Source organism: Shewanella sp. CG12_big_fil_rev_8_21_14_0_65_47_15 (genome assembly GCF_002783505.1).
GTDB lineage: Bacteria > Pseudomonadota > Gammaproteobacteria > Enterobacterales > Shewanellaceae > Shewanella.
Window position 1 is genome coordinate 71939 of record NZ_PFGL01000002.1, and the last position, 23800, is coordinate 95738.

The 23800-nt window shown below is 45.8% G+C and carries 15 protein-coding genes and 1 pseudogene; 15 read left to right on the plus strand and 1 reads right to left on the minus strand.

What is annotated here, in order from left to right; genetic code table 11:
* Positions 1-151 precede the first annotated feature (151 nt).
* From proQ to COW15_RS01615, 15 genes and pseudogenes are all read left to right on the plus strand, one after another.
* The gene (proQ, locus tag COW15_RS01545) at positions 152-787 is read left to right on the plus strand and encodes an RNA chaperone ProQ (protein WP_293629105.1); all 636 of its coding nucleotides are present in this window, start codon (positions 152-154) and stop codon (positions 785-787) included.
* A 28-nt stretch (positions 788-815) separates the two neighbouring features.
* Positions 816-2861, plus strand: a complete 2046-nt coding sequence (gene prc / locus COW15_RS01550; protein WP_293629106.1) for a carboxy terminal-processing peptidase — start codon at positions 816-818, stop codon at positions 2859-2861.
* 84 nt (positions 2862-2945) lie between these two features.
* On the plus strand, positions 2946-5495 hold the full coding sequence (gene pepN, locus COW15_RS01555; RefSeq protein ID WP_293629107.1) for an aminopeptidase N: 2550 nt from the start codon (positions 2946-2948) through the stop codon (positions 5493-5495).
* Between the two features lie 43 nt (positions 5496-5538).
* The gene (locus COW15_RS01560) at positions 5539-5754 is read left to right on the plus strand and encodes a DUF2835 domain-containing protein (RefSeq protein ID WP_198780148.1); all 216 of its coding nucleotides are present in this window, start codon (positions 5539-5541) and stop codon (positions 5752-5754) included.
* A 338-nt stretch (positions 5755-6092) separates the two neighbouring features.
* Positions 6093-8135 (plus strand): DUF1302 domain-containing protein, encoded by a 2043-nt coding sequence (locus COW15_RS01565; protein ID WP_293629109.1) that lies wholly within the window; start codon positions 6093-6095, stop codon positions 8133-8135.
* A 13-nt stretch (positions 8136-8148) separates the two neighbouring features.
* Complete coding sequence (locus COW15_RS01570; protein WP_293629111.1) at positions 8149-9513, plus strand: DUF1329 domain-containing protein; 1365 nt, start codon at positions 8149-8151, stop codon at positions 9511-9513.
* A gap of 54 nt (positions 9514-9567) precedes the next feature.
* Positions 9568-10581 carry a YCF48-related protein gene (locus COW15_RS01575; RefSeq protein ID WP_293629113.1) on the plus strand — a complete coding sequence of 338 codons (1014 nt, stop codon included), beginning with the start codon at positions 9568-9570 and terminating at the stop codon, positions 10579-10581.
* Between the two features lie 32 nt (positions 10582-10613).
* Positions 10614-12929 carry an MMPL family transporter gene (locus COW15_RS01580; RefSeq protein ID WP_293629115.1) on the plus strand — a complete coding sequence of 772 codons (2316 nt, stop codon included), beginning with the start codon at positions 10614-10616 and terminating at the stop codon, positions 12927-12929.
* A gap of 264 nt (positions 12930-13193) precedes the next feature.
* Positions 13194-18038, plus strand: coding sequence for an NAD-glutamate dehydrogenase (locus COW15_RS01585; RefSeq protein ID WP_293629116.1), 4845 nt, complete (start codon positions 13194-13196; stop codon positions 18036-18038).
* A 62-nt stretch (positions 18039-18100) separates the two neighbouring features.
* Entirely contained in the window at positions 18101-19120 is a 1020-nt protein-coding gene (gene pyrD, locus COW15_RS01590) for a quinone-dependent dihydroorotate dehydrogenase (RefSeq protein ID WP_293629117.1), read from the plus strand.
* A gap of 200 nt (positions 19121-19320) precedes the next feature.
* Complete coding sequence (locus tag COW15_RS01595; protein WP_293629119.1) at positions 19321-19854, plus strand: cell division protein ZapC; 534 nt, start codon at positions 19321-19323, stop codon at positions 19852-19854.
* A 988-nt stretch (positions 19855-20842) separates the two neighbouring features.
* Positions 20843-21229, plus strand: a complete 387-nt coding sequence (locus COW15_RS01600; RefSeq protein ID WP_293629121.1) for a PadR family transcriptional regulator — start codon at positions 20843-20845, stop codon at positions 21227-21229.
* A gap of 2 nt (positions 21230-21231) precedes the next feature.
* Positions 21232-21786: a hypothetical protein gene (locus COW15_RS01605; RefSeq protein WP_293629123.1), complete on the plus strand. Its 555-nt coding sequence runs from the start codon at positions 21232-21234 to the stop codon at positions 21784-21786.
* Positions 21787-21819: 33 nt separating this feature from the next.
* Positions 21820-22986 carry a metallophosphoesterase gene (locus COW15_RS01610; protein WP_293629125.1) on the plus strand — a complete coding sequence of 389 codons (1167 nt, stop codon included), beginning with the start codon at positions 21820-21822 and terminating at the stop codon, positions 22984-22986.
* A gap of 122 nt (positions 22987-23108) precedes the next feature.
* Positions 23109-23183, plus strand: a pseudogene (locus COW15_RS01615) (Mobile element protein); the annotation flags it as partial.
* Between the two features lie 264 nt (positions 23184-23447).
* Here the strand turns inward: COW15_RS01615 and COW15_RS01620 are convergent.
* Positions 23448-23798, minus strand: a complete 351-nt coding sequence (locus tag COW15_RS01620) for a YdbL family protein (RefSeq protein ID WP_293629127.1) — start codon at positions 23796-23798, stop codon at positions 23448-23450.
* Positions 23799-23800 lie beyond the last annotated feature (2 nt).

Genomic DNA, 23800 nt, shown 5'->3' on the forward strand with positions numbered 1-23800 from the left:
TTAAGTTATGTTTTTTTAACTTTAGTAAATGCGGCGAGAATGCTAATTTGTACCTTGGCTCGATAGTGAGCTTAACCAAGATAAACGACACGTAAGAAGCTGATTTATATCGCCTCGAATTCGATGTCCCTTTTTGACTGTGGAAGTAATGATGGAATCAACAGATAAGTTGACCGACACCAATGCAATTTTGGCGTATTTGTATGAAACATTTCCTTTGTGCTTTATTGCTGAAGGTGAAACTAAGCCATTAAAAATCGGATTGTTTCAAGATTTGGCTGAAAGGTTGGCTGATGATTCTAAAGTCAGTAAAACTCAACTGCGAGTGGCCTTAAGACGTTATACCAGCAGCTGGCGTTACCTGAAGTCTGTGAAAGCAGGCGCGCAGCGCGTGGATCTTGATGGCGAGCCTTGCGGCGAGTTAGAACAAGAGCATATCGATCACGCTCAAGCTATGTTGAAAGAGAGTCAGGATAAAGCGAAGGCAAAACGTGCCGCACAGGCGCCTAACCCAGCGAAAGCGCCTGCCAAACGAGCGCCTAAAAAAGTTGCCGTTCCTCAGCGTCCTAAGACTGAGCGTCCCGTTAAACCGGTTCCCAAAGTGGCACCTGTGGTTAATTTAGTCCAGGCGCAACTCACGGATTTGGCGAAGAAACAACGCGTCAATGTTAAGTTAGGTATGACACCCGTAGCCGGTGTGATCACTGATATTAACAAAGAGGATATTCATGTTCAGTTAGATAGTGGTCTAACCATCAAAGTTAGAGCGGAACATATCCTGCTGTAATCATTTATTAAAACGGAGTAACTTGTTGATGCGAAAACTCACTTTGGCTACCTCAATCGCCACTGTTTTTGTCGGATTCTCGGCTTGGGCTGTACCACCCACGATTCAAATCAGCGAGTTACCCACTCTCCAGCAGGAAGCACAGCATAAAGTTGCCAGCAAAAGAGTGACAGACTTATACACTCGTTCGCACTACCATAGATTTGCGTTAGACGATGCGTTTTCTGCACAGATTTTTGACCGCTACCTACAGCAACTCGATTACCGCCGCAATGTGTTAACACAAGCGGATGTCGACAGCTTTAAGCCTTATACCAATCAGTTTGATGACATGCTGACTTCAGGCGAGCTTGAACCAGCATATAAGATGTTTGATGTGGTGCAGAAACGTCGTTATGAAGGTTTTGTTTATGCCTTGTCTCTGCTGGATCAAGAGATAGATTTCACCGTGCCGGGTGATGCGTATGAATACGACCGAGATGACGCTGCTTGGCCAAAGGATCAAGCTGAAATTAACGAGTTATGGCGTCAACGAGTTAAATACGATGCGCTTAACCTCAAATTGACAGGCAAGAAATGGCCTGAAATCGTTGATATTCTGCAAAAGCGTTACAACAATGCCATTAAACGCCTCACTCAAACCAATAGTGAAGACGTATTCCAAGGCGTGATGAATGCCTTCTCCCGCAGCATTGAACCACATACTAGCTACCTGTCACCACGCAATGCCGAGCGTTTCCAAATGGAAATGAACTTGAGCCTAGAGGGGATTGGGGCACAGTTACAACTCGAAGATGATTACACTGTGATCAAGAGTTTAATCACTGGCGGCCCTGCCGCAGGCAGTGAAAAGCTCGCGCCTGAGGATAAGATTGTCGGTGTGGGCCAAGAAGGTGGCGAGATTGTCGATGTGATCGGCTGGCGTTTAGACGATGTGGTCGATCTTATCAAAGGTCCAAAGGGCAGCAAGGTCGTTTTGCAAATACTGCCAAAGAAAGGGGGAGCAAATGCTAAACCCTTCAATGTTACCTTAGTACGTGACAAAATTCGCTTAGAAGATCGGGCCGCGACATCTAAGGTCATCGAGCCTAAAGAAGGCGAATATGCGAATCGTAAGGTTGGTGTGATCCAAATTCCTGGTTTCTACATGAATTTGTCTCAGGATGTGGAAAAAGAACTCGTCAAACTTAACGAAGCCAAAGTCGAAGGCATAGTGATCGATCTACGGGGTAATGGTGGTGGAGCCTTAACCGAAGCCGTATTACTGACTGGCCTCTTTATCGATATGGGTCCAGTTGTGCAAATTCGTGATGCCGATGGCCGCGTCTCTGCACACCGTGATAATGATGGTAAAACAAACTATTCGGGCCCCTTGACTGTGATGGTTGACCGCTATAGCGCTTCAGCCTCTGAGATTTTTGCCGCCGCGCTGCAGGATTATGACCGCGCGTTGATTGTCGGTGAATCTAGCTTTGGTAAAGGCACAGTGCAGCAGCATAAGAGCCTCGGCCGTATCTACGATATGTATGAGAAGCCAATCGGCCATGTGCAATATACGATTCAAAAATTCTATCGGATTAATGGTGGCAGCACGCAACTTAAAGGTGTTACACCAAACATCGCTTACCCTAGTGCCTTAGAGCCGGGTGAGTATGGTGAAGCAGAAGAAAAGAATGCCTTGCCTTGGGATAAAGTGCCCATGGCGCAATATGGCACGCTCAATGATGTAACACCTGAGTTAGTGACTAGCCTTGAGGCTAAGCACCTTAACCGTGTTAAAAACAGTGTAGAGTTTGCTTATATCAATCAAGATATTGCAGACTTTAAAAAGCATCATAAAGAGAAGACGGTTTCTCTGGTTGAAAGTGAGCGTATTGCTTCCCGTGAAGCCGATGAGAAGAAAGTGCTCGATAGAACCAATGAACGTCGTGTCGCAAATGGTTTAGCCACCGTTAAATCAATGGAAGACATTAAAGACGAAGCCGAATTGCCGGATGCATTTTTAGATGAAACCGCTTATATCACCTTAGATATGGTCGATGCTAAAAAGCTGGCCAAAACTAATGCACAATAGGCGATAACCGACTCGGTTTATCCCATTTAAAAACGCGCTTATGGCGCGTTTTTTCTTATTTAGATCAATGTTAAAGGATTCGAAATGACACAAGCTCAAGCAAAATACTTAAAAGATTATCAAGCGCCTCATTTTACAATAGAAACCATAGCTTTAGCCTTCGATTTGGCGGGTAAAGATACCCGAGTAAAGGCCGTAAGTCAGATCAAGCGCACTTCATCCCACACCTTGCCACTGGTGCTCGATGGCGATGATTTAATCTTGCTTGCCGTATCCATCAATGGTGAAACCGTGCCTTATCAAGTGAGTCAAGGTCAGCTCCAGCTTGAGACAAGCCTTGATGAATTTGAACTGACCATAGAGACTCAACTCGACCCAGAGGCTAACTCAAGCCTTGAAGGCTTATATATGTCCGATGGTGCCTATTGCACTCAATGTGAGGCGGAGGGTTTTAGACGAATTACTTATTTCCTCGACCGTCCCGATGTGTTGGCAAAATATACTGTGCGTATCGAGGCCGATAGGGCAGCATTCCCGTATTTATTGAGTAATGGCAATTTGATCGAACGGGGTGAGTTACCCGAAGGACGCCATTATGTTTGCTGGCAAGATCCTTTCCCAAAACCCGCTTATTTGTTCGCCTTAGTCGCGGGGAATTTTGACCTGTTAGAAGATGAATTTATCACCCGTAGTGATCGTAAAGTGCTATTACAAGTTTTTGTCGATAAAGGCAATTTACACAAAGCAACCCACGCGATGGCATCCCTTAAGAAATCCATGGCTTGGGATGAGAGCCGTTTTGACCTGGAGTACGATTTAGATATTTATATGATAGTTGCCGTCGATTTCTTCAATATGGGGGCAATGGAAAACAAAGGCTTAAATATCTTCAATACTAAATATGTGTTGGCAGATACCTTAACGGCGACCGACGAGGATTATCACGGTATTGAGTCGGTTGTAGGTCATGAGTATTTCCACAATTGGACGGGTAACCGTGTGACCTGCCGTGATTGGTTTCAGTTAAGCCTGAAAGAAGGCTTAACGGTTTTTCGCGATCAGGAGTTTAGTTCGGATTTAGGTTCACGCGCTGTGAATCGAATTCATGCAATTAAAGTGATCAAGAATCAACAATTTGCTGAGGATTCTGGGCCAATGTCCCATCCGATCCGCCCTGAATCTGTAATTGAGATGAATAATTTTTATACGGTGACTGTGTATAACAAGGGCGCCGAAGTCATTCGAATGATGCACACTCTGCTCGGTGAAGCTAAGTTCCTGGCGGGCATGAAACTGTATTTTAAGCGTCACGATGGCCAAGCCGTGACCTGCGATGATTTTGTGGCGGCAATGGAGGATGCCAGCGGCGTGGATTTAACCCAATTCCGATTATGGTATAGCCAAGCGGGGACGCCGGCAGTGACTGCGACGGACAGCTTTGATGCGAAAACGGGTGTCTATCAGTTGACACTCAAACAAAGTTTAGCGAACAGTGCATCGCCGTTGCATATTCCGTTCAGCATCGAGCTCTTAGATGCGAAGGGTCATTCTTTAGTGAATCAAGTTCTTGACTTTACTCAAGCTGAACAAGTGTTTAGTTTTGAAGGATTAACCCATAAGCCGGTTATTTCTCTACTGCAAGATTTCTCTGCTCCGGTAAAACTGCACTACGATTTTGAGGTTGATCAACTGGTTCACTTAATGCGTTTTGCCACGAGTGAAGTCGCCCGTTGGGAGGCTTCGGTGGTGCTTGTCAGCCAAGCCATATGGCTAAATGTGGCCCATTTACAGCAACAACAAACGATGACACTCGATGAAAGAGTCCGGGATAGCTTTAAGGGAATGTTGCTGGATACTGAGCTTGATCCTGCATTAATTGCTGAAATCTTAGCGATACCGACGGCTTCCGCCTTAATTGAGCAGGCAGAAAGTGTCGATTTGGACGCCTTAGCATTGGCCCGGGAGTTTGTATTAACTGAACTTGCTTCGTATTGTGAAGATGAATTGACCGCTTTATACCGTATGCTAGTGACGGTGGATAGCACTCAGGCCCGTGCCCTTAAAAACCAGTGTCTAAATTGGCTGAGCCGTGTATCCGCCGAGGCGGAAGATGTTGTGGTAACTCAGTTTGAACAGGCGAGTAATATGACCGATTCCCTAGGGGCATTAATGGCCGCGAATGTCGGTGATTTGCCCTGTCGCCATGACTTAATGCTGGCATTTGAGCAGCGCTGGCACGATACGCCATTAGTGATGGATAAATGGTTTATGCTGCAGGCGACACGTGATGCCGATGATGTGATTGATACCCTACGACAATTACAACAACATGGCAGTTTTAGCATGAGCAATCCTAACCGGGTTCGCGCGCTAATTGGCAGCTTTGCCGCGGGCAATATTTATCAATTTCACCGTGCCGATGGCAAAGGTTATGCCTTCTTAACTGAGTGCCTCATTACCTTGAATAAACTCAATCCGCAGGTCGCAGCGCGTATGGTGACCCCTTTGATCCAATTTGGGAAGTTTGATAAAGCGCGGCAATCGCAGATTCGAGCGTGTTTGGGACAACTGTTAGCCCTGCCGGAATTATCGAAAGATATGTATGAAAAAGTCTCAAAGGCCTTGACTAACTAAGACTTGATAGAGGAGGGCGGCAGTGTTTGCCGCCTGAATATTCATGGAATTTTATTTTAAACTTACAATTAGTTATCAAGACTTTTTACCCTATTATCAGGGGCTCGCCGATAAGGTAGAAGTGCGCGAAAGTCAGGGGCGAATACTGTGGATCAATGGTCGCCATTTCAGAGGTTTTTTAACTGAAAATGGTATTCATGGCCATTTCAAGTTGGTTATTGATGATAAGGGCCAATTTGTTTCATTAAATCGTGTTTAGGGATATTTGGATTATTTTTATTTAGAGTAATTACTTTAAACGGTCGGCTGATTACTCATTTTAACGAATGATGTTTTCTTTGTTATTATGTTAATGAAATATATGATTTTTTGATCTGTTTTTACCATCCTATCCTATCCCATCCTTTTCTAATTTAAATACCTTCCGTGCTTTTCATGACATAAATGCATCTACGTGCTTAATTCTTTAGAAAATTTTCTCTAACTGTGCCTTGCTCATGGGGATTAATTGCTGTAACAATGATGTTACCTGTGAGCTAACAAGATGTTGGTTGTAATTCCTAAAACAAAGAATCCAGCAGGGTACGGAGAGCTAAAATGAAAATTGTTAAAAATAGTTTTAACAAGTCGGCGCTTGCTTTGGGGGTGGCGTCGGCATTGAGTTTATTGGTGGCGTCGAACGTTAACGCAGTCTCATTTGATTGGGGTGAGGTTGAAGGCACATTTGATTCAACTTGGACGGCTGGTGCGAGCTGGCGCGTTGGGGAGCGAGACTGGGAAGGCCAGATTGGTAAAGTTAACCAACCCCAGTTTGATTGGTCTAATTACACTGCGTTTGGTAATACAAAATACACCTCGGCAGAAATTTGGGCTCAACCCGGCTCCTATTCCAGCAATAACGATTTAAGTAACTTGCTTTATTCCCAAGGGGATACCACCTCTGAAATTATCAAAGGGTTGCATGAACTCTCGTTAAAATACAAAAACTACGGTTTATTTGCCCGTGGTATGTATTTCTATGATCGCAAACTGAACGATGGCAGTTATGACTACAACGATCCGATCACGGGTAAAGAGTTTGACCCCTGTGATGATAACCGTGCCTCAGAAGTGCAATGTAAAGATATCCGTTTGCTAGATGCCTTTGTCTACGCCAATTTCGATCTTAATGATGGTGCAAATCCATTATCCATTCGTGTCGGTAATCAAGTGGTTTCCTGGGGGGAAAGTACCCTAATTGCCCACGGGATCAGTGAGATCAACGCGGTGGATTTAAACATTCTCAATGCTCCCGGTGCCGAGTTAAAAGAAGCCTTTAGACCCCAGGGCATGGTGTGGGCCTCCCTTGGGATCACAGAGTCATTATCGGTAGAAGCTTTCTATCAGTATGATTGGCAGCCAATTTGGGTACCAACACCGGGCTCTATTTTTGCGACGAACGATTTTGCGGGCTTTGGTGGTTATAACCAGAATGCCCAGCTGGGCTTTAACGCGAACCCAGACATCAACTTAGACTTTGTGATCCAAGAATATGAGCGTTTAGCGGGCATGATCGCCAGCGGACAATCTATTCCGACAGAGCAGTTGGCGGCCATGGCCCTCGCGTATCCGACCAAAGTGACACTCGTGCAGGACGAAGAAGAGCCAAGCAATGACGGTCAATACGGTATTAAACTGGGATATTATGCGCCAGAGTTAGGTGAAACCGAATTTGGTGTTTATTTCATGAATTACCATAGTCGTCGTCCACTTATCAGTGGTACTGCGGCGGACTTTAGTACGGGCGCACTCCTATCGGATCTGGCGACCGTTGGCCAAAATGCGGGTGATATCAATCGCGAATTGCTACTGAGCCTAAAGAGCTTCTCTAAGGCGCAAATTGTCTATCCAGAAGATATAAAACTCTACGGCTTTAGCTTTAATACCTTAGTGGGTGACACTTCTGTGGCGGGGGAAATTGCCCATCGTCAAGATGAACCATTGCAAATCGATGACGTAGAATTGTTATTTGCGGGTATGCCTCAGCAGCTAGCCAATGCAGGTATTCGTCCCGATCTCGATGGTATTTCGCAGATTGATGGCGTGCAACCGGGTGAAACCGTCGATGGTTTTATTCGCCTTGATACCACTCAGGCACAGGTAACCTTTACGCATTTATTCGGTCCAACCTTAGGCTTAGATAACTTGACTATGTTGGCGGAAGTCGGTGGCGTGTGGATCCATGATATGCCAGGCTTCGATGAACTACGTTTAAATGGTCCAGGTACTGCGCGTTCCGGTGGAAATCCAGATATGCCAGGGATCATTCAAGCACTGCATAATGGCCCTGAAACTAACCCATTCCCAACGGATTTTGCTTGGGGCTATCGTTTAGTGGCAAAAGCCGAGTTCAACAACCTGTTTGCGGGGGTAAACATGTCTCCGCGGGTGATTTTCTCCCACGATGTTGACGGTATTACGCCGGATCCTATGTTCCTGTTCACTGAGGGACGTAAATCTGTCGCGCTAGGGGTGAACTTCGATTACCAAAACCGTTGGGGCGCAGATATCTCCTATAATAATTTCTTTGGTGGTGTCGGTACGACGAATGCGATGGCAGATCGTGATTATGTTTCATTCAATATCAAGTATTCGATCTAAAAGGACTAAAACAATGAAGAAACTGACGATATTGGCGAGTGCAGTGATGTTAGCACTCGTAGCGCCAGTCGCGATGGCTAAGGTATCAGAGGCTGATGCGGCTAAGCTTGGCAATGAATTAACCCCATTAGGGGCTGAAAAGGCGGGGAATGCTGACGGTTCTATTCCTGCGTGGGATGGTGGTATCGCTAAGCCTGTAGCGGGTTACACCAAGGGGATGCATCACCCAGATCCTTTCCCTGAGGATAAAATTGAATTCACTATTACCAATGCTAACAAGGCTCAGTACAAGGATTTTTTGACCCCAGGTCAGATGAAATTATTTGAGCTTTACCCTGAAACCTACAAGATGAATGTATATAAGACGCGCCGTAGCGCCTCTGTGCCACAGTTTGTCTATGATGCGACTAAAGCTAATGCCACCCGTGCGGAATTAGTCGCTCAAGGTAACGGTATTTCTGGTGCTTCTATTGGTATCCCATTTCCACTGCCAGCTAATGGTTTGGAGGCTATTTGGAACCATATTTTACGTTTCCGTGGTGTGGATGTTGAGACGTCACGTAGTCAAGCTGCACCGACCGCCGATGGGAGTTATACCCTCGTTGAAACTGCCGAAGAAATTCGCTTTGAATATTCTCGTCCAGAAATGACCTTAGATCAGTTAAAAGCCAGCAATACCTTGTTCTATTTTAAGCAAGTGGTGACTCAACCCGCCCGCTTAGCGGGAACGGCATTGCTTGTGAAGGAGACCATGGATCAAGAAGCATTGCCACGCCAAGCTTGGACCTACAACACAGGACAACGTCGTGTACGTAAGGCGCCAAACGTGGCGTTTGATACACCGGGTACTGTGTCCGATGGTTTACGTACCACGGATGATTTCGACATGTTTAACGGCTCACCCGTGCGTTACAACTGGGAGTTAGTCGGTAAGAAAGAAATTTACATCCCGTACAACGACTACAAACTGCATTCAGACAAGCTGAAATATGACCAAATATTAAAACCCGGTCATCTCAATCCTGAATTTGTTCGCTGGGAAAAACACCGTGTATGGCAAGTGAAGGCGACGTTGAAAGACGGTATGCGCCACATTTACAAAGTACGCGATATGTACCTAGACGAAGATTCATGGCAAGTCTCGATTGCCGATCTCTATGATAACCGTGATGAGTTATATCGAGTGGCGGTTGCCCATGGTATTAACTACTACGAGGTGCCTACACAATGGGATACCTTAGAAGTGTTCCATGATCTGCAATCTCGTCGCTATTTGGCTATGGGGTTAGACAACCAGAGTGGTATGTATAACTTTGATGCCAAATTGAGTGAAGCGAACTTTACCCCCGACGCACTACGTCGTGAAGGTATCCGTTAATACGTCACGAATAAAGGGGCGCTTAGCGCCCCTCATTAGTTTAAGGAAGTTTGTATGTCGTTTCGCATCCTTCATAGTATTGTTGCGTTAGGTGTCGGTTGTTTATTTTCCCTCCCTTCGTTTTCTGCGGTGTCAGATACGCTTTCATCCCAAATTCAGCCTTTGGCCGCTTCCTCTTTGGTGCTCGATATCGCCCATGCGGGTCAACACTTAGTCGCCGTTGGTGAACGTGGCCATGTACTGGTGCTTAATGACCACTGGCAGCAAGTGCCGACACCGACATCGGTGCAATTAACCAAAGTGTTTTTCCTCAACGAAAAACTCGGTTGGGCAGTGGGTCACGATGCGACCATAGTGCATACCCAGGATGGCGGTCAGACTTGGACACTGCAGATGCAATCCTCTGAGATTGAAAAGCCTTTCCTCGATGTGCTGTTTTTAAATGAACAGGAGGGAATGGCGATTGGTGCCTATGGCCTGTTTTATCGCACCCTCGACGGTGGTGTGACTTGGCATGAAGCGTTCCACCAAGAGCTGCTGGCCGAGGAGGATGTATCCTATTTAGCTGAGCTTAAAGAAAGTGATCAGGCGGCATACGTAACTGAGCGGGCTTCCCTGTTGCCACACTTTAATCGCCTTGTGGCACTTAAAGATGACCGACTGTTATTGGTGGGTGAATTGGGGCTCGTTGCTGTGTCAGAGGATAAGGGGCTCAGTTTTGTCCGTACATCCTTTGATTATGATGGTTCAATGTTTAATGCCATTGAAACCCAAGATGCGGTGTATGTGATGGGGCTGCGCGGGCACGTGTTTAAGGCCGAACGCAGTTTAGCCCAGTGGACTGAAATTGATATGCCGGTGCAATCTTCAATCAATGGCGCTATGGCCGTTTCAGATACTGCGCTGTATTTAGTCGGTAATGCAGGCATAGTCATCCAGTTAAATCAGGATGATAGCAGTAGCATAGTGACCCGTCGCCAAGGGGAAAACTTAGTTTCAATTGCAAAGGATAATCAAGGGAATGTGTGGTTATCGGGCAGCCAAGGGCTGTTTATTCTTAAGCCATAAAACTTTAAAACAACAATAACAGGGCCGAGAAGATGTTAGAAAAACTGGTCAACGGATTTGAGTCATTTTTATTCCGCAATCGCGCATGGGTCGTGAGCATTTTTGTGTTACTGACATTTTTTTTGGGCTATCAAGCCAGTCAGCTTAAAATGGATGCGGCTTTTATTAAGAATATTCCTCTGCACCACAGTTACATGCAGACCTATCTGAAACACCAAAAAGATTTTGGTGGTGCTAACAGTATTATGGTGGCGGTTGAGGACACCAGCGGCAATATTTTCAATGCCAATTATTTTGATACCTTAAAAAATGTCCATGATCAGCTGTTTTTCATTCCCGGCGTAGAACGCTCACAGGTGAAATCCCTTTTTTCGCCCTCGACACGTTTTACTGAGGTGGTTGAAGATGGTTTCGCCGGTGGTCCTGTGATCCCTGCCGATTTTTCAACCACTCAAACTGGGCTGGATATCGTTCGGGATAATATTGAGAAGGCGGGGATTGTCGGGCGCTTAATCGCCAATGATTACAGTGCGGCTATGGTCTCTGCCCAGTTGATGGACTTCGATCCTCAGACGGGTAAACCCTTAGATACTATCGCCTTTGCGGCGCAGCTCGAAAAAGAGCTTAGGGGCAAGTACGAAACCGACAAGGTTAAAATTCACATCATCGGCTTTGCTAAGATGGCGGGTGATGTGGCCGATGGTGCAAAGGGCGTATTGCTGTTCTTCGTGATCGCCATTTTGATCACCGCCGTTATGGTTTACCTGTTCTCTAAATCGATCATTCTGACCGTTTTGCCCCTCGTCTGCAGCTTAATCGCCGTGGTATGGCAACTGGGTTTATTGACTGTGATTGGTTTTGGTCTCGATCCCATGTCTATTTTGGTCCCTTTCTTAGTGTTCGCCATCGGTGTGAGCCACGGAGTGCAGATCATTAACGCGGTAAGGCGCCGTGTGCTAGACGGACAAACCACTAAGGCGGCAGCGGCGTCGGCTTTCCGTAGTCTGTTAGTCCCAGGTGGCGTGGCATTACTCTCTGATACTGTCGGTTTTATTACCCTGTTATCAATCGATATCGGCATTATTCGTGAGCTAGCGATTTCTGCTTCGCTAGGGGTGGGTGTGATTATTTTCACTAACCTTATTCTCTTACCCTTAGTGATTTCCTTTACCGAACTTAAAGCGACACCGCAAGGTGAATCTACATCAGATGAAGTGCGGGCCGAGGCGATTTGGCGTTTCCTTGCAAAATTTGCGACACCAAAATACGCCTTAGTCGTCATAGTGGCGACTATTGCTTTGTATTTTGCGGGTCTGCAACAGGCCAATCAGATGAAAATCGGTGATTTGCAGGGTGGGGCGCCCGCACTCCATCAAGATTCACGCTATAACTTGGATACCTTTTTTATCACGGATCATTTTTCTATCACCACGGATGTGATGACTGTGATTGTCGAAGCCACTCCCGAGGCCTGTACTTATCACGATGTACTGACTCAGATTGACGAATTTGAGTGGTTAGTGCGAAATACCCCTGGGGTTGAGTCGACGGTGAGCCTCGCTTCGGTGGCTAAAAAAGTGAACGCGGGCTTTAACGAAGGCAATCCAAGGTGGGAAGTGCTGCCGCGCACGACCGCGAGTTTAGTGCAGGCCATTGGTCAAATTCCGACCACCTCAGGTTTGTTAAATGGCGATTGTTCTGTCATGCCTGTATATCTGTTTATGAAGGATCATAAGGCGGAAACCATTGAAAAGGTCGTGGCTAAGGTGAAAGCCGTTGCCGCGAAAATGGATAACGATAAGTTGCAGTTTAAACTGGCATCGGGTCCAGTCGGAGTGATGGCCGCGACCAACGAAGCGGTCGCCGAGGCGCAATTACCTATGATGTTATACGTTTATGGTGCCGTATTTGTACTTTGCTTAATCAGCTTTAAATCCTTTAAAGCGACAATAGCGGTGATTATCCCGCTGTATGTGGTCTCGACTCTGGCACAAGCCTTGATGACTCAGCTCGATATTGGTTTAGCTGTCAGTACCTTACCTGTTATTGCCTTAGGTGTGGGTATAGGTGTGGACTATGGTATTTATATTCTATCGACCATGTCTGCTAAGCTCTCTAATGGCATGCCAGTGCAACAGGCCTACTATGAGGCGTTGGTCGAGCGGGGCAGTGCGGTGATCTTTACGGGTCTGACTTTAGCTATTGGGGTGAGTACTTGGTTTTTCTCGGCGCTCAAGTTCCAAATGGACATGGGAATTCTGCTCACCTTTATGTTTGTGGTAAATATGCTCGGCGCCATAATTATCCTGCCTGCATTGGCCGCCGCTTTCTGGCGCCAACCTAAGTAGGGTCTACAGATGGGGAGCTTAGCTCCCCATTTATTTTTGAATACTTAGTCTGCTTTATCGATTGTTTGGTCATTTGTCATTCATTGTTTACGCCAATACTGGATTTCAAGAGGATGTACCACTAAAATTTTCCTCGAAATACAGAGGATTTAGTAATAAACTTCGCGCGATGATCCAGATCACACTAATATTCTGCGATCGTTAAGCCGAAGCATCCAAATAATGAAAAAAAGCGCTGCCATAGACGCTTAAGGAAACAGCAACATGGCCTTGAAAGATGCAATGCCTTCAGTACTACTTGAAAATGTAGTCAGTTTAATTCACGCTAAAGTCCCTAATTCACAAGCCAAGCAAGTTGAACAGTTCGCTACCTGCCTCTACGCCCACATGTCGAAAGACGATCTCAATGCGCGTAACGACAGCGATTTGTACGGTGCCGTTCTCAGTTTATGGAACGCCTTAAATAAGACCCCCAAGGGTCAAACTCACCTAAGAGTATTCAACCCAAGCCAGTCAAAACACGGTTGGCAATCTACCCATTCGATCATTGAAGTCATCCAACCTGACATGCCATTCTTGGTAGATTCAGTTGGTATGGCACTGAATCGTATGGGTATTACCGCTCATATGATGTTGCATACTCCGCTGGCGATCGAACGTTCAGTAGAAGAGGTCACTAAGGTGACTTATCTGAATCAAAACCCAGACAGTACTGAGCAAGTTGCGGTCTTCTTAATTGAAATCGACCGTCAAAGCAGCACTGTCGATATCAAGGCTCTGGAGCGCGAAATTCAATCCGTGCTTGCCGATGTTGCCGCGTCGGTTAACGACTGGGAAGCCATGTCCGCTAAACTGGGCGAAACCATTAAAGATTTGCCAAAGCGTCCATTCCCCGGTGAGAAGCAAGAGTTAGAAGAAGCGATTAACTTCTTGACTTACTTGAATAATCATCATTTTACCCTACTGGGATATCGCCAATACGATTTGAAACGTGTTGAAGGCGATGTCGAGTTAGTGCCTAATCTTGCCTCGAGTTTAGGTTTAATGAACAAGCACCATAAAACTCAGCCAGAGCAAGGGTTGTTGTTGTCTAGCTTCTCCGATAGCGCCCGTAAGGAAGCCTTAGACCACAGCTTACTTATTCTGACCAAGAGCAGTGCTAAGAGCCGCGTCCACCGCCCAGCTTATGTCGATTATATCGGCATCAAGCGCTTCGATAAGAAAGGCAATGTGGTTGGCGAAGATAGATTTATCGGTTTGTATGCGTCAAACGTGTATAACCGTAGCCCACGGGAAATCCCACTGCTAAATGAAAAAGTGCAGCGGGTACTCGATCGTTCAGGCTTAACGCCACGTTCACACGACTATAAAGCCCTGCTGAATATTCTTGAGAATTTACCCCGTGACGAGCTAATTCAAGCCAATGTGGATGATTTAGCACATACAGCCCACGGCGTGTTAGAAATGCAAGACAGGGACAAGCTAAAACTCTTTGTGCGCAAAGATGGTTTTGGCCGTTTCTTATCCTGTTTAGTCTATGTATCTAAAGATCGTTACAACACTAAACTTCGCCAAGATACCCAACGTATTCTGGCTCAGCATTTTAACAGCAAAGAAGATGTAGAGTTTACGACTTATTTCTCCGAGTCGACGCTAGCCCGCACTCACTACATAGTCAAAGTTGATAACAATAATATGGATGTAGATGTGGCTGCCATAGAAAATAACTTAATTGAAGCGGCACGTTCATGGGAAGATAAGTTAAGCTCCGCACTTAATAGCGCCTTAGGCGAAGAAGCGGGTACTCATCTGACAAAGCGTTATTTCAATGCGTTTGAGCAAAGCTATAAAGAAGATGTATTGCCAAGCTCTGCCGTTGTTGACATGCAACAGCTCGAGGCACTGGATGATGACCACAAGCTCGGCATGTTGTTCTATCAACCACAGGAAGCGGCGCTGAACGACAACAAAGTACGCTTAAAGCTATTCCATAAAGATGAGCCTATTCATCTTTCTGATGTGTTGCCAATGCTGGAAAACTTTGGTCTGCGCGTGATCAACGAGCGTCCCTATGAAGTCACCACCTCAGACGGTTCGACCTTCTGGATCTTAGACTTCTTAATGACGGTTAAAGTTGTCAACACAGACAATATCGCCGACAGCCAAGACAGATTCCAAACTGCACTATCACAGGTATGGCAAAAGAAATTAGAAGATGACGGCTTTAACCGCATTATTCTGGCATCTGGCTTAACCGGCCGTGAAGTTTCGGTATTGCGTGCTTACGCTAAGTACATGCGTCAAATCGATGCGACCTTCAGCCAAGCTTATATTGAAGAAACCTTTGGCCGTTACCCACAAATCGCCGATTTGTTGGTGAAGATGTTTATCCGTAAGTTCAATCCAAAGCTCAAGACCCGTACTCTGGGCAAGTTTATGGAGCAGATCAATTTACGTTTAGATGAAGTCTCTAGCCTAGATGATGACCGTATTATTCGCCGTTATTTAGACCTGATTAACGCCACGCTGCGTACTAACTTCTATCAGCTTGATGCCAAAGGCGAATCTAAGAGTTATATCTCGTTTAAATTCATGCCTTCGTTGATCCCTGAAATGCCACGCCCACTGCCGAAATTCGAAATATTCGTTTATTCGCCACGGGTTGAAGGTGTGCATTTACGTTACGGTAAAGTGGCCCGTGGTGGTCTGCGTTGGTCAGATCGTCGTGAAGACTTCCGTACCGAAGTATTAGGTCTGGTAAAAGCCCAGCAAGTGAAAAACACTGTAATCGTGCCTGTGGGTGCTAAAGGTGGTTTCGTTTGTAAACAATTGCCAACCGAAGGCGGCCGTGAAGCCTTCTTCACCGAAGGTCAAGAATGCTACCGTATCTTTATCCGCGCCTTGCTCGATATCACCGATAACATTGTTAACGGCGAAATCGTCCATCCAGTGGATGTGGTGCGTCACGATGAAGATGACCCCTATTTAGTGGTCGCAGCCGACAAAGGCACTGCGACTTTCTCCGATATCGCGAACTCGATTTCTCTCGAATACCATTTCTGGCTCGGTGATGCATTCGCATCGGGTGGCAGTAACGGTTATGACCATAAGAAAATGGGGATCACGGCCAAAGGCGGCTGGGAATCTGTTAAGCGTCATTTCCGCGAAGTCGGTATTGATTGCCAAACCACAGACTTTAGCTGTTTAGGTATAGGTGACATGGCGGGTGACGTATTCGGTAACGGTATGTTGTTGTCTAAGCACACTAAACTGGTTGCAGCCTTTAACCATATGCATATCTTTATCGATCCAAATCCGGATACGACATTAAGTTATGATGAACGGGCGCGTTTATTCGCTCTGCCACGTTCAAGCTGGGAAGATTACAACAGCAAGTTGATTTCTAAGGGCGGTGGAATTTTCCTCCGTTCATCTAAATCAATCCCACTGTCGGCAGAAATGAAGCAAATGTTGGCCACAGAGAAAACCTCTATGACCCCAACTGAGCTGATGAAAGAGCTGCTGAAAATGCCAGTGGATCTGATCTGGAATGGCGGTATCGGTACCTATGTGAAATCCTCACGCGAAACCCACGCTGAAGTTGGCGATCGTGCCAACGATGCCCTGCGGGTTAACGGTGGTGAACTGCGCGCTAAGATAGTCGGCGAGGGCGGTAACTTAGGTTGTACTCAGTTAGGTCGTATCGAATATGCGGCTAACGGCGGCCGTATCAACACTGACTTCGTGGATAACGTCGGCGGTGTGGACTGTTCAGACAATGAAGTGAACATCAAGATTTTGCTGAACGCTATGGTAACCGAAGGTGAGCTGACGCTTAAGCAGCGTAACCGTTTACTGGAAGAAATGACTGAAGAAGTCGGCCAGATCGTACTGCAAGACTGTAAAGATCAAACGCGTACTATCTCTGTCACCCAAGTGCGCGGTGCGGAGCAGTTAAAAGAACAGATCCGCTTTATCCAGTATCTGGAAAAAGAAGGCAAGTTAGACAGAGCCTTAGAGTTCTTACCCTCTGACGATGAGCTGGCCGAGCGTTTAGCCAGTGGTCGTGCGTTAACACGTCCTGAGCTATCAGTTCTGGTTGCCTATGCGAAAATGGTGCTGAAAGAGCAGTTAGTGACCCCAGAAATCACTGAAGATGCACTGTTAAGCCAACTGCTTATCGCGTATTTCCCGAAAAAACTTCAGGAAAAATACAGCGACAGAATGGCGACTCACCCACTGCGCGGCGAAATCATTGCGACCTCACTCGCCAATGAACTCGTTAACGACATGGGGCTTAACTTCGTTCAACGTATGCAAGATGAGACAGGTGCCTCAGTTGCCGATGCGGCGATTTGTTACACTATGGCTCGCGAAGTATTTGGTTTAGCTGAATTAACTAAATCGATCACTGACTTAAACGGTATCGTACCTGCTGTGGTTCAAGGTGAGATGTTGCACCAGTTACGTCGCAATATGCGCCGTGCGTGTCGCTGGTTCCTGCGTCACCGTAACCGTACTTGGAGCATTGAGCAGACGGTTGCCTTCTTCAAACCCGTATTTGAACAGATCAAAGCGAATGTTCATTTATACCTAGTAGAAGATGAAGCTAAAGGTATTCAATCTGAGGTCAATGCCTTGATCAGAGAGAATGTCCCGCAGGCTGTGGCGACCGTTGTGGCTAATATGAGTACCTTGTTCTCAGCCTTAGACATAGCACAAATTGCCCAAGCAGAAGATAAGACTGTGGCATTAGTTGCCGAGACTTACTTCAAACTCGGCGCCCGCGTTGAGCTGCACTGGTTCTTAGAACAGATCAGTGCCCAACCTGTGGCGAACCATTGGCAAGCGCTGGCTCGCGCCGCCTTTAGGGAAGAGTTGGATTGGCAACAACGTGCATTAAGTTCAGTGGTACTAAGAACCTGCAGTGAAACCTGTGATGCCGAAAGCGTGATTTCCCAGTGGATTGATACCAATCAAGCCCTGCTGGAAAGATGGTTCCATATGCTCGCTGACTTCAAAACGTCGCAAAGCCATGAGTTTGCTAAGTTCTCTGTCGCCCTACGTGAACTGAACCTTCTGATCCTTCATTGCGAAGGCCAAAAGTAAACTTTTATAACAATCAGAAGCCCTGGCGATCGCCGGGGCTTTTTTTAGGTCGAGGAAAGTACATGTTTTATAAAATCGCACAGAAAGTCATGTTTCAGATGGATCCTGAGCGAGCTCATCATCTTGCTATCGGTAGCTTAAAAATGACTGCCAATAGTCCATTAACCTGCCTGTATGGACAAACGATTGTACCGGCTCCCGTGAGCTTTATGGGACTGACTTTTCCTAACCCAGTGGGACTCGCTGCGGGTATGGACAAGGATGGTGAATCGATTGATGCCTTTCATGCGATGGGATTTGGTCATGTTGAGGTGGGGACTGTCACCCCAAGACCACAACCCGGTAATGATTTGCCCCGGCTATTTAGATTAAAGCCCGCAAAAGCGATCATTAATCGCATGGGGTTTAATAATAAAGGTGTCGATAACTTAGTCAAAAACTTGCTCGCCAAGAAGACTAATATTATGGTCGGCGTGAATATCGGTAAAAATAAAGACACGCCAGTAGAGCAGGGGAAGGACGATTATTTGATCTGCATGGATAAAGTGTATCCCTATGCGGCTTATATTGCGGTGAATATTTCATCACCCAATACCCCAGGATTACGATCGCTGCAATATGGCGATCTATTAGATGAATTATTGAGCGCAATTAAAACTAAGCAACTTGAACTGGCCGAAAAGCATAAAAAATACGTGCCCATCGCGCTTAAAATTGCACCTGATTTAACTAGTGAAGAAATTGAGAATATCGCGCAGGCTTTGATTAAAAACAAATTTGATGGCGCAATTGCGACTAATACTACCCTAACGCGTGATGGTGTTAGCGGTCTTGCCAACGCCAATGAAAGCGGTGGCTTAAGCGGCAAACCTTTGACAGAGCTATCTACCAAAGTGATCAAGCAGTTAGCTGCATGCTTAAAGGGACAGATCCCGATCATCGGTGTAGGCGGCATCAATAGTGCCGAAGATGCCTTGGCCAAATTTGATGCGGGTGCCACTATGGTTCAGATTTACTCGGGTTTTATTTATCAAGGTCCAAAGTTAATTAAAGAAATTGTAGAAGCCTACCGATTAAAATAATGATCTTAAGATCAAGATAGGGATCTAAAATAAGATCTTTTCAACTAACTGCGATCTAAAACGATCCTTAGATCGCAGTTAAGATCAAATAGCAGATCTACTAAGCTATTGTTAATTAGTTTGTATTTTATTATTTTTGTTTTGATATTGGATAAAATATCTACTATTATGTCCCAGTGTTCAAATATTGGGTCACCGTTATGTTATTAATGCCGCAAAAAGATTGGCAATGGAAATATAACGATTCGTATGGTGTGTTAGGCGTATCGTTAGGTTCCGAGATAGAATTTCTGACGTCTTATAAAGCAAAATTACTCATTCCTGATGCCTTATCAAGCATGGAATTTAATATTGCGCACGCCAAATTCTATATGAACTTACTCGATAGATTGCCTAAAACCCTGTCTTTGTCCGATGCAGCTATTGTGCAAATTGCCCTCAATGCCACCGCTGCCCATTTTATGCTGACACCACAGATGCCAAAATCATGGTTTTTTGATACCAGTGATGTCTGTGTTTATAGCGATGTGGGTAAAGTCTTTGAGCTTAAATGCCAAAAGCAAAGGGCACTCGTGCTTGTGGTTGAAAATACCCTGCAATCCGCGCTAGTGATGCTATTGTCACCCGAATGTGTCTTGTCGGGCGCTAAAACTATGGTGCAGTTTGAAACCATTAAAGTGATGCATAATCGCTTACACCCATTACGTGTACAGCGTCATGTGGTTGCGGCATAGAGTAGTTGCATATAAATAGTTATTGTTGGTTTTTAATATCTACCATTAGGCATCAATTACTATTGTTTTTGATATACACCAGTAGCTGATTATTTGCTCAAATCCCTATGGCGCAGATGTGCTATCGATAGTATTTTTCTATATCCATATTAATTTTCAACTCCTTGCTATGAAATGCCACTGAATGTTAACTCGTGAGCCTTGCTACTCTTAATTCGGATTTTCTTTTTGTATAAAGCACTCTTTATCATCCCAAGTAGGTTTGCCATGGCGTTCACTCGACGACTCGGTGAATAGAAATCTAAGGTTTCTAAGCTTATGAGCGAGAGCCATGGTCGTTCTCATGCATCCCTGCATTGCACGACATTCAGGCGTCCTGCCTATCAGATGGTGAACTGGCAGTTAAACATGGAGGTTGTTCAAGTCGTCCTTGGATGCAGGGCCGCCTCGTCTGATGTGAAAGGATTCACAAATGCCGCGATGGCATGGATGCCAAAAAGCGGCCATGGGGCGGACGGTCGTCTCGCCAATCACCATGGCGCACCTTTTAGCATTTGCATAGTCTGTTGATTCAAAAGGCGAGAGTTTTCATTTATCGATGGTTGGCACTGTTTTTGGTGTTGTTTGTGTAGCGCTAAAAGCAAAAAAAGTTGTGGGTGTCCGGTCTTTTGTCTTTTTTTGTCCGGGCCCTGCTTTGGTATTAGCTGGATCAAGAGCTATAGAAGGACTGATTTTTGTCGTCTTTATGTTGATTGGTTTTCGGCTGGCGGATCTTGTACAAGCCAGACTGAGTTAAACAATTACTTTCATCTGCATACCCCTATCGCAACACACCTAAAAAACTGAAGCTGCATCACTGCGGCTTCAGTTTTAGTTATTTCCAGCACTCATCAAACAGTGCTCAAAAAATCCTCTTGCTAATGTATGAGACGATCTGCTATACATATTACTATGTATAGCAAGGTATAATTCATGGCATAGTTACTTTATGACAGCAGATGAGAAAGAAGAAAAAACTCAGGAAAAATGGGAAGTGCAGTTGCGCAAAGGCACGCTGGAACTGGTGATTTTGGCAGCGCTGCAACACCGTACTTTGTATGGGTTGCAGCTGTTAAAGCTGCTGCAAAGTTTCAAAAGTGCCGCCATTACCGAAGGCACGTTGTATCCGCTGTTAGACAGGCTGAAACGTGAAGGTATTGTGGATGCACAGTGGGTGCAGGAAGGCGATGTCAGGCCGCGTAAGTATTACAGCCTGACGGCTACTGGCCATCATAAGCTGGCCGATTTGATCACCTTATGGCGCCAGTCCGTGCTTGATATTGAATTTTTATTGGCTCATCCGGGCCCAGACGTTTTACCTGTGCAAGGAGAATAACAATGGAACAACACGATGTGATTCATCAGTACCTGAAGCAGCTGGAGCGTTATCTGGCAAGGCTGGATAAAACAGAAGCGCAGGAAGTACTGAAAGAAATTGAAAGCCATATTTTTGATGCACTGGAGCAGCAACAACATTCTGGTCAGGTTGTGGATGCTAAAGCCATTTTACAGGGCTTTGGTGAACCACGTCAGCTGGCTCTGGCCTACGTCGCTCATATCACGAATGGAGCGCCACTTCCTGCCGGTTTTAAAGCTATTCAAAAAGTAAAACAAGGGGTGACGGCCACTTTGTATTACGCCATGGCGGCCTTTGGTTTCAGCATTGCTTTTGCGCTGTTTTTTACGGCCGGAGCAAAAGTAATTATGCCGGATTCGGTCGGTACCTGGTCTGCCGGCGATGGCTACAGCCTCGCCGTAGGTTTTTTTGCCGCTCCTTATCCTGCCGATCAGGAGTTGCTTGGTGTCTGGTTTATTCCCATCGCCACTTTCAGTGCCTTACTGGTGATCACCTTGACCAGAAAAGTACTCAGAGTATTAAAAGACAATATGTGATTCAGTGGGTTGTTTGACAAATGGAGAGTTGTGATGCAATTGATTCTGACCAATTTAAAGCACTTTTTTGCTACTCTGACATTACTGCTTGCTTTAACGTTTGCTCTGGCGCTGTATTTTGGTGTGGATGTAGATTACGGCGATGATGAACGGGCTTACAAAGTGGGTGATGAGGGCCCTCATGTATTTTTTCAGGGCGATCAGTTGCAGGTCAACCATATCAGAGGCAGTCGCGAGCAGGGTTTTTATCTGCAGCAACAAGAGGTTCCGCTGGGCCAGCGCCTGAAAACTGAAGTGTATTTTCCTTTGGAAAACACCAGTTTCAGCCTTGAAATTCATGGCGACATTAAAACACCAGCCATTGAGTATCAGGATGATGAAGCCATTCTGGTGCTGTCTGATATTGAAAGTGCCTACAAGACTTTGCGCGACTTTTTAATAGCTGCAAAAGTGATAGATACAAAGCTGAACTGGACCTTTGGCAAAGGCCATCTGGTGCTGCTGGGCGACTTTGTTGACCGCGATTCGTCTACCACTCAGGTGCTGTGGTTTATTTACCAGCTGGAGCAACTGGCCCTGATGCATGGTGGCACAGTGCATTACATTCTGGGCAATCATGAAATTAAAAACCTGCAGGGTAATTTTCAGAGCGCAGCAAAAAAGTACCAGTACGTCGCTACTTTGTTGGGCAAACAGCAGTTTGAACTGTATGACGAACAGTCTTTGTTAGGACGTTGGCTGGCCAGTAAAAACACGGCTGAGCTGATTAACGGCCATTTATTTGTACATGGTGGCTTGCACCCTAAACTGGCGGAGCTGAACTATAGCCTGAGCGATCTAAACCAGATAGTGCGCAGCCAGTACCGCATTGGCTATTTTCCTAAGCCAGATCAGGGGGATTTGGAGTATCTGTTGTCGACCCGTTATGGCCCCTCCTGGTACAGAGGTTATTTCGAGGACGACTTAACTCAGCATCAGGTCGAAGCAACGCTAACGAAATTTAACGCCCAGGCTGTAGTGGTAGGTCATACGCCGCAATGGCGGGTAAAAAGCCTGTATCAGGGCAAAGTGCTGGCGGTGAATGTCAGACATCCGCGTGACTACAGAGGCAGTATTCCGCCTCGTAGCTCAGAAGGGCTGCTGATCCGGCAAGGACAGTATTTCCGGCTGAATGCCACTGGAGAACAAAGTTCGCTGTGAATTCATAGAGTCTGAATTCATAGAATCTGAATTAATAGTCGCAAAGTACGAGGTAAAATGGACTCCCAGCTTTAATAGTGCAGTAGTTAACCTTTGGTTAAGCATTGAACAAGGAGGTTTGTATGCCGCGCCCTCGCAGAATCCAGATAAGTGTTGAAGACACGCCCTATTATCATTGCTGTAGCCGCGTGGTTCGGAATTTTAATAAGACATCCATTGTTAGATTAGTTACTAGTATCCGCAGAGGGTGATGAGATTAAGCACTGTCATGGAAGTGACCGTCCGTGACAGGGATGTCACGGTTGAGCCTATAGGGATACTTCTTACTAGGTAACAGGACGGCGTGTCACTGGAATGACTGTGCTTAATCAAACTCCACCCATAAAAACGCCTGCTATTGCAGGCGTTTTGTTTAAGTCAACCCGTTTGGCTTTTATGCGCTAGAGCGCTTTAAAAGCGGACTACTTTTTAATCCATTTACCTTTGGCATCTTGCACATAGTTGCCTTTATCTGTGGCGGCTATGGCTTTTTCGCCGGCGAGTTTAGCGACGTCGGCGGCGGAGAGTTTGTTCTTCTTGGCGATGGTTTCGTAGTGGGCGCGACGTTTGTTATTGACGTCGTCCATCACGGCTTTGGCTTCGGGATTGGCTTGCACTAATCCTAAGTAGCCGTTGGTTTGCTCGCCTAAATAGCCCTGTGATTTCGCTTCTTGAAGTGACATGGCGAAGGCACTAAGGCTTAAAAGACTAAGGCTCAAGAAGCTGAGGGTTAATAGTTGTAGTAACTTTGATTTTAGTCGCATTGATTTCATAG